A 7,976-nucleotide genomic window follows, 5' to 3' on the forward strand; every position below is an offset into this window, starting at 1 on the left:
GGGGTGATGGGTGCGGCGAGTTGGAGGAGCTGGTCCCGGATGCGGTCGACGTGGGGGGTGTGGGACGCGTAGTCGACCGGGATGGTGCGGGTGCGCAGTCCGGCGGTCTCGGCCGCGGCGGCCACCTCGGCGAGTCCGGTGGGGGTTCCGGCGATGACGGTGGAGGTGGGTCCGTTGACGGCGGCGATCCAGACGTCGTCGCGGCCGGTCAGCAGGGTGTGTGTCTGGTCGGCGGAGGTGGCGAGGGAGACCATGCCGCCGTGTCCGGCGAGTTCTTGGGCGATGAGGCGGCTGCGCAGGGCCACGAGCCGTGCGCCGTCCTCCAGGGTGAGCACACCGGCGACGCACGCGGCGGCGATCTCGCCCTGGGAGTGGCCGATGACGGCGGAGGGTTCGATGCCGTACGAACGCCACGTCTGGGCCAGGGACACCATGACGGCCCAGAGGGCGGGCTGGACGACATCCACCCGTTCCAACGTCGCGTCGTCCCCGGTCGCCCGCAGCACATCGAGCAGATCCCAGTCGATATGCGGAGCGAGAGCCTGGGCGCACCGATCGATCGACTCGGCGAACACCGTTGATGAGTTGAGCAGTTCGGCGGCCATGCCCACCCACTGCGAGCCCTGACCAGGAAAGACGAACACCGCACCGGACGGCGGTTCTTCGGGGGCCACTCCGCTGACCACATGGGGGGCGGGCTCGCCGGTGGCGATGGCGTCCAGCCCGGCCAGGAAGGTGTCCCGGTCGGCGGCCACGACCACGGCCCGGTGTTCGAGCGCGGCCCGGTGCCGTGCGAGGGTCCAGCCGATGTCGGCGAGGGGCCGGTCACTCGTGGCCGCGAACGTCAGCAACTGCGCCGCCTGCGCCCGTAGCGCGGTCTCTGACCGCGCCGAGAGCACCCACGGCAGCACGCCCTCGGTGGGCGTGGACGGAGACGTGGCGTCGGCCGTCGGGGCCGCCTCCAGAATCACATGGGCGTTGGTGCCGCTGACGCCGAACGAGGACACCGCCGCGCGGTGCGCCCGTTCGCCCCCGGGCCAGGGCGCGTTCTCCGTCGCCAGCTCCACCGCACCGGAGGCCCAGTCCACATGCGGTGTCGGCTCGTCCACGTGCAGGGTGCGCGGCACGACGCCATGGCGCATCGCCATGACCATCTTGATCACACCGGCCATGCCCGCCGCGGCCTGGGTGTGGCCGAGGTTGGACTTCACCGAGCCCAGCAGCGCGGGGCGTTCCGCGGGCCGGTCCCGGCCGTACGTGGCGAGCAGCGCCTGTGCCTCGATGGGGTCGCCCAGCGCCGTGCCCGTGCCGTGTGCCTCGATCACGTCCACCTCGGACGGGGTCACCCTCGCGTCGGCCAGCGCGTCCTGGATCACCCGCCGCTGGGCGGGGCCGTTGGGCGCGGTGAGGCCGTTGGAGGCGCCGTCCTGGTTGACCGCGGAGCCCCGGATCACACCGAGCACCTGGTGGCCGTTGCGGCGGGCGTCGGACAGCCGCTCCACCAGCAGCAGCCCCACGCCCTCCGCCGCGCCCATGCCGTCCGCTGCCGCGGAGAACGCCTTGCACCGGCCGTCCCTGGCCAGCCCCCGCTGCCTGCTGAACTCGGTGAACAGATCCGGTGTGGACATCACGGCGACACCGCCGACGACCGCCATCCCGCACTCGCCGTCGCGCAGCGCCCGCACTCCCAGGTGCAGCGCCACCAGCGAGGACGAACAGGCGGTGTCCACGGTGAGGGCCGGTCCGGTCAGCCCGTAGGTGTAGGCGATCCGCCCGGAGACGACACTGCCCGCGACACCGGTCATGGCATGGCCCTCGACCTCCTCCGGGATCGCGGGGAGCCTGCTGCCGTAGTCATGGAAGCTGGCACCGATGAACACCCCGGTCCGGCTGGAGCGCAGCGACGCCGGGTCGATGCCCGCTCGCTCGAAGAGCTCCCAGGAGGTCTCCAGCAGCAGCCGCTGCTGGGGGTCCATCGCCAGCGCCTCACGCGGGGAGATGCCGAAGAAGGAGGCGTCGAACTCGCCCGCGGTGTGCAGGAAACCGCCCTCGGCGGTGTACGAGGTGCCCGGCCGTTCGCCGTCCGGGTCGACCAGCTCCGCCAGATCCCAGCCACGGTCGACCGGGAACCCGGAAATGGCGTCCCCGCCACCCTCGACGAGCTCCCACAGCGCCTCGGGCGAGGCCACTCCGCCGGGGTAGCGGCAGCTCATCCCCACGATCGCCACCGGCTCGGCCGCCGCCGACTCCGCCGCCCGCAGTTGCGCCCGCGTCTCCTTGAGCTCCGCGGTGACCCGGGTCAGATAGTGGCGGAGCTTGTGCACATCGTCCATGTCGGGGCTCCAGGCGAAGATTTGGTTCGGTGAGGGGGGCGGGGATGGGGCGGAACGACCGGCTGGTCAGGGGCGGAACGGGATCAGGAGATCCCGAACTCCTTCTCGATGTAGTCGAAGAGCTCGTCGTTGGTGGCCGCGTCGAGATCGTCGGACGTCACCGGCTCCTCGGCGGTGTCCACGGTCTCCACGGCGTCCACGGCGGACCGGAGCAGTCGGCGCAGCCGGTCGGCGATCGCGGAACGGGCGGGGGCGTCGCCCGGCAGCGACATCAACAGCCGTTCCAGGCCGTCGAGTTCGGTGGTGCCGTCACTCATGACAGTGGCGCCGTCACCCGTGGCCGCCTCACCGGAGCCGTCCGGGCCGCCACCGGTGTCGCCGGTGTCGCCGAAGAGCTGTGTGCCCAGATGGCCGACGAGTTCGGCCACGGTCGGGAAGTCGAAGACCACGGTGGCGGGCAGTTGGAGACGCGTGACGCTCCCGAGCCGGTTGCGCAGCTCCACCGCCGTGACCGAGTCCAGGCCGAGCTCCAGGAACGGCCGCCTGGTGCCGACGGCCTCGGCCGAGCCATGGCCGAGGACGGCGGCCACCTGGCCGCGTACGGCCTCGAGGAGCCGCCGTTCGCGCTCCTCGGGCTTGGCGTCGGCGAGCCGGTCGCGCAGGGCCGCCACCGTACCGCCCGTACCGCCGCCCGGGGCCCCGGACTCCGCACCGTCGACCGCGCCGAGCGCCCGCCGGGCCTCGGGGATCTCATCGAGGAGGTGGCTGGGGCGGGCGGCGGTGTAGGCGTGGGCGAAGCGGTCCCAGTCGATATCGGCGATCACCAGGGCCGTTTCACCGTCCGCCAGTGCCGCCTCCAGCGTGAGGAGCGCCGACTCCGGCGGCAGCAGCGGTACGCCGTGGCGCAGCCGCAGCTCGGTCACCGCGTCCCGGTCGGCCATCCCGCCCCGCGCCCAGGACCCCCAGGCCACTGAGGTGGCCACCAGCCCCCGCGCGCGGCGGTGGCGGGCCAGGGCATCCATATAGGCGTTGGCGGGCGCGTAGTTGCCCTGACCCACCATGCCCACGCTGCCCGCCAGGGAGGAGAACAGCACGAACGCGGACAGCTCCAGCTCCCGGGTCAGCTCGTGCAGCCGCCACGCCGCATCGGCCTTGACCCGCAGCACCCGGTCCATCTGCTCGGGGGTGAGGGCGGTGATGGCGGCGTCGTCCAGGATGGCCGCCGTGTGGAACACCGAGGTCAGGGGGTACGCGGCCGGAATCGAGGCCACGAGCGCGCGGAGCGCGTCGGCGTCCCCGACATCGCAGGCCGCCACCGTCGCCTTGGCCCCCGAGGCGGCCAGCTCCGCCACCAGCTCGGCCGCTCCCGGCGCGGTGTCCCCGCGACGGCTGACGAGCAGCAGGTGTTCGGCGCCACGGGCCGCGAGCCAACGGGCCACCTGGCCGCCGAGGGCACCGGTGCCACCGGTGATCAGAACCGTGCCGGGGCCGGGCGTCCAGTCGTCCTGGATGACATCGCCGGGGCGTGGCGCCCTGACGATACGCCGCCCGAGGATCCCGGTCGCGCGGACCGCGACCTGGTCCTCGTCGCCACCGGCGGCCAGTACGGCGCAGAGCCGGGCCATGGTGCGTTCGTCCAGCTCCTGGGGCAGATCCACCAACCCGCCCCAGCGGGTGGCGAGTTCCTGCGCCGCCACCCGGCCCAGACCCCATGCCAGCGCCTGCGCCGGGCCGGTCAGCGGATCGTGGTCGCCGACGGACACCGCGCCCTGGGTGACACACCACAGCGGCGCGAACAGCCCCGCCGCCTCCAGGCCCTGGACCAGCCGCAGGGTGCGGTGCAACCCGGCGGTCTCGTCGCGGGCGAGCAGCGAGAGCACACCGACGACGGGCGTGGTGGTGTGCGCGGCGAGGGCGGCCAGGGTGTCGGCCCAGCGGCGCGGATCCTCGGGTGCCACGACCACCGTCTCCACGGTGGCCCCGTGCCGGTCCAGCGCCGTGGCGACCGCCTCGTACAGCGCACAGCCCTTCTGGTCGGGTGCCAGGACGATGAGCCAGCTGCCGGACAGCGCGGGCGAGGTGGTGTCGGACAGCGCCGCTGAGGTGGTGTCGGGCAGTGGCTTCCAGCCCTCGCGATACCGCCACGCGTCCATCGTGGACGCCGTGCTCCGCCGTCGGTGCCACGCCGACAGCGCGGGCAGCAGGGTCGTCAACTCCGCCTGGGATTCCTCCAGCCGCAGGGTCCGCGCCAGTCCTTCCAGGTCCTCGCGCTCCACGGCCTCCCAGAAACCGGTGTGCGGGTCCGGGCCCGCCGTGCCGCCGAGGCGGTGACGGGACGGGGCCGCGGTGTCCAGCCAGTAGCGGTCGCGCTGGAAGGCGTAGGTGGGGAGGCCTGCGGGGGCGGGGGTGTCGGGGGTGAGCACCGCGGGCCAGATGGGGGTGAGGCCGTGGGTCCAGAGGGTGGCGAGGGAGATGAGGAGTTGCTGGACGCCTCCGTGGTCACGGCGGAGGGTGCCGATGGCGTGGCCGCCGACCTCCTGGATGGCGGTGGTGAGGACGGGGTGGGGGCTGGTCTCCAGGTGGAGGGTGTGGCCATCCGCCAGCAGGGTGCGCAGCGTGTCGTGGAAGCGGACCTGTTCGCGGAGGTTGCGGTACCAGTACTCGGCGTCCAGCGCCTCGCCGTCGATGGGGGCGGTGGTGACGGTGGAGTACAGGGGCACCTGCCCGGCGCGGGGGGTGATGGGCGCGGCGAGCTGCAGGAGCTGGTCCCGGATGCGTTCGACGTGGGGGGTGTGGGACGCGTAGTCGACGGCGACCGCACGGGTCCGGATCCCGGTGGCCTCCGCCCTCGCCATGACCTCGTTGAGTGCGGCGGGGCTCCCGGCGATGACGGTGCTGGTCGGGCCGTTGACCGTGGCGATCCATACCTCGTCGTGGCCGACCAGCAGCTCTTGCGCCTGGTCGGCGGAGGTGGTGAGCGAGACCATGCCGCCGTGCCCGGCGAGTTCTTGGGCGATGAGGCGGCTGCGCAGGGCCACGAGCCGTGCGCCGTCCTCCAGGGTGAGCACACCGGCGACGCACGCGGCGGCGATCTCGCCCTGGGAGTGGCCGATGACGGCGGAGGGCTCGATGCCGAGCGAACGCCAGACCTGGGCCAGGGACACCATGACGGCCCAGAGGGCGGGCTGGACGACATCCACCCGTTCCAACGCCGTGTCGTCCCCGGTCGCCCGCAGCACATCGAGCAGATCCCAGTCGATATGCGGAGCGAGGGCTTGGCCGCACTGGTCGATCGACCTGGCGAACACCGTTGCTGCTTCGAGCAGTTCGGCGGCCATGCCGACCCACTGCGAGCCCTGCCCCGGGAAGACGAACACCGGGCCTGTGCCCGGCTCGGCGGCCACCCCGGTGACCACCTGCGCGGCGGGCTCGCCGGTGGCGATGGCGTCCAGCCCGGCCAGGAAGGTGTCCCGGTCGGCGGCCACGACCACCGCGCGGTGCTCCAGCGCGGCCCGGTGCCGCGCCAGCGTCCAGCCGATGTCGGCGAGATGCCGGTCGCCCGTGGCCACGAACGCGCGCAACCGCGCTGCCTGGGCCCGTAGCGCCGCCTCCGAACGCGCCGAGATCACCCACGGCAGCACACCTTCGGTGGGCGTGGACGCGGATGTGGTGTCCGCCGTCGGGGCGGCCTCCAGAATCACATGCGCGTTGGTGCCGCTGACCCCGAACGACGACACCGCCGCGCGGCGCGCCCGTTCGGCCTCGGGCCATCCCGTGGTCTCCGTCACCAGCCGCACCGCACCGGAGGCCCAGTCCACCTGCGGCGTCGGCTCGTCCACATGCAAGGTGCGGGGCACGACACCGTGGCCCAGGGCCAGCACCATCTTGATGACGCTCGCGACCCCGGCCGCCGCGCCGGTGTGGCCGACATGGGCCTTCATCGAGCCCAGCAGCGCGGGGCGGTCGGCGGTCCGGCCCTGGCCGTACGTGGCGAGCAGCGCCTGTGCCTCGATGGGGTCGCCCAGCGCCGTACCCGTCCCATGGGCCTCGATCACGTCGACATCGGACGGTGTGAGCCGTGCGTTCGCCAACGCCTGGCGGATGACGGCCTGTTGGGAGGGGCCGTTGGGCGCGGTGAGGCCATTGGAGGCGCCGTCCTGGTTGATCGCCGTGCCACGGATGACGGCCAGCACCTGGTGGCCGTTGCGGCGCGCCTCCGACAGCCGCTCGACCAGCAGCACGCCCACACCCTCGCCCCACGCGGTGCCGTCCGCCGCCGCCGCGAAGGGCTTGCAGCGGCCGTCGGGGGCGAGCCCGCGCTGATGGCTGAACTCGGTGAACACACCCGGTGCGGAGATCACCGAGACGCCGCCCACGAGCGCCATCCCGCATTCGCCGTTGCGCAGCGCCTGGACGGCCAGGTGCAGCGCCACCAGTGACGATGAACACGCCGTGTCCACCGTGACGGCCGGTCCCGTCAGCCCGAAGCTGTAGGCGATCCGGCCGGATGCCACGCTTCCCGCCGCGCCGGTGAAGAGGTAACCCTCGGATCCCCCGGCGTCGGCGCCCTCACCGCCGTAGCCGTGCGGTACCAGGCCGATGAACACGCCGGTGCGGCTGCCGTGCAGCGACAGCGGGTCGATGCCCGCGTGTTCCATGGCCTCCCAGGAGGTCTCCAGCAGCAGCCGCTGCTGGGGGTCCATCGCCATCGCCTCGCGCGGCGAGATGCCGAAGAAGGAGGCGTCGAAGTCGGCGGCGTCCGGGAGGAATCCGCCCTCGTGGACGTAGCTGCTGCCGCGGCGTTCCGGGTCGGGGTGGTAGAGCGCGTCGAGGTCCCAGCCGCGATCGGCCGGGAACGCGGAGCGGGTGTCCCGGTCGGACAGCAGCAGCCGCCACAGCTCCTCGGGCGACCGTACGCCCGTGGGGAAGCGGCAGCTCGTGGCCACGATCGCGATCGGCTCGTCCAGGGCGGCCGTCCCCGGCGGGGCCGCCGCGACGGCGCCCGGCGCGTACGGGCCCGCTCCGTCGGTGTCCCCGCCCGCGAGCCGGTCCAGCAGATGGCGGGCCAGGGCCAGGGGCGTCGGATAGTCGAAGACGACGGACGGCGCGAGCGCCACACCCGTCGCCCCGGCCAGCCGGTTCCGTAGCTCCACGGCGGTCAGCGAGTCGAAGCCGAGGTCACGGAAGACCTTGCGGGTCTCCACCTCGGCCACCGACGACAGGCTCAGCACGGCGGCCGCGTGGCGGCACACCTCGTCCAGCACCACCCGCAGCCGTGGCGCGCCCTCGGCCGCGTCGGCCACCCTGCGTGCGAAGCCCCCAAGCGCCTCGGACCCTTCGGCGGCCACGGTGGCGGACGGCAGATCGACCCGTACGGCGGAGCCGGTGCCGATGGGCGCCAGCCAGTAGCGCTCGCGCTGGAAGGCGTAGGTGGGCAGCTCGACGGCCGGGGCGCCACCGGGCGCGAACACCGCCGCCCAGTCGGGGCTCACGCCGTGGGCCCACAGGGTGGCGAGGGCGCTGAGGAGCTGCCGGACGCCACCGTGGTCACGGCGCAGGGTGCCGGTGGCGAGCACGGGCTGGTCCGTGGCGTGACCGGTCTCCTCGACGGCGGTGGTGAGGACGGGGTGGGGGCTGGTCTCC

2 protein-coding genes are annotated in these 7,976 nt (G+C 73.5%); both read right to left on the bottom strand.

Annotation, left to right across the window (positions count from 1 at the left end; translation table 11 throughout):
* Nucleotides 1-2,324 (bottom strand): type I polyketide synthase (locus VT50_RS35395; RefSeq protein WP_420822256.1); only part of this gene is annotated, 2,324 nt, incomplete at its 3' end.
* A gap of 92 nt (nucleotides 2,325-2,416) precedes the next feature.
* Nucleotides 2,417-7,976, bottom strand: a 5,560-nt coding sequence (locus tag VT50_RS35400; protein ID WP_143645320.1) for a type I polyketide synthase, incomplete at its 5' end; no start/stop codon positions are given.

The organism is Streptomyces antioxidans, from assembly GCF_000968685.2.
GTDB lineage: Bacteria > Actinomycetota > Actinomycetes > Streptomycetales > Streptomycetaceae > Streptomyces > Streptomyces antioxidans.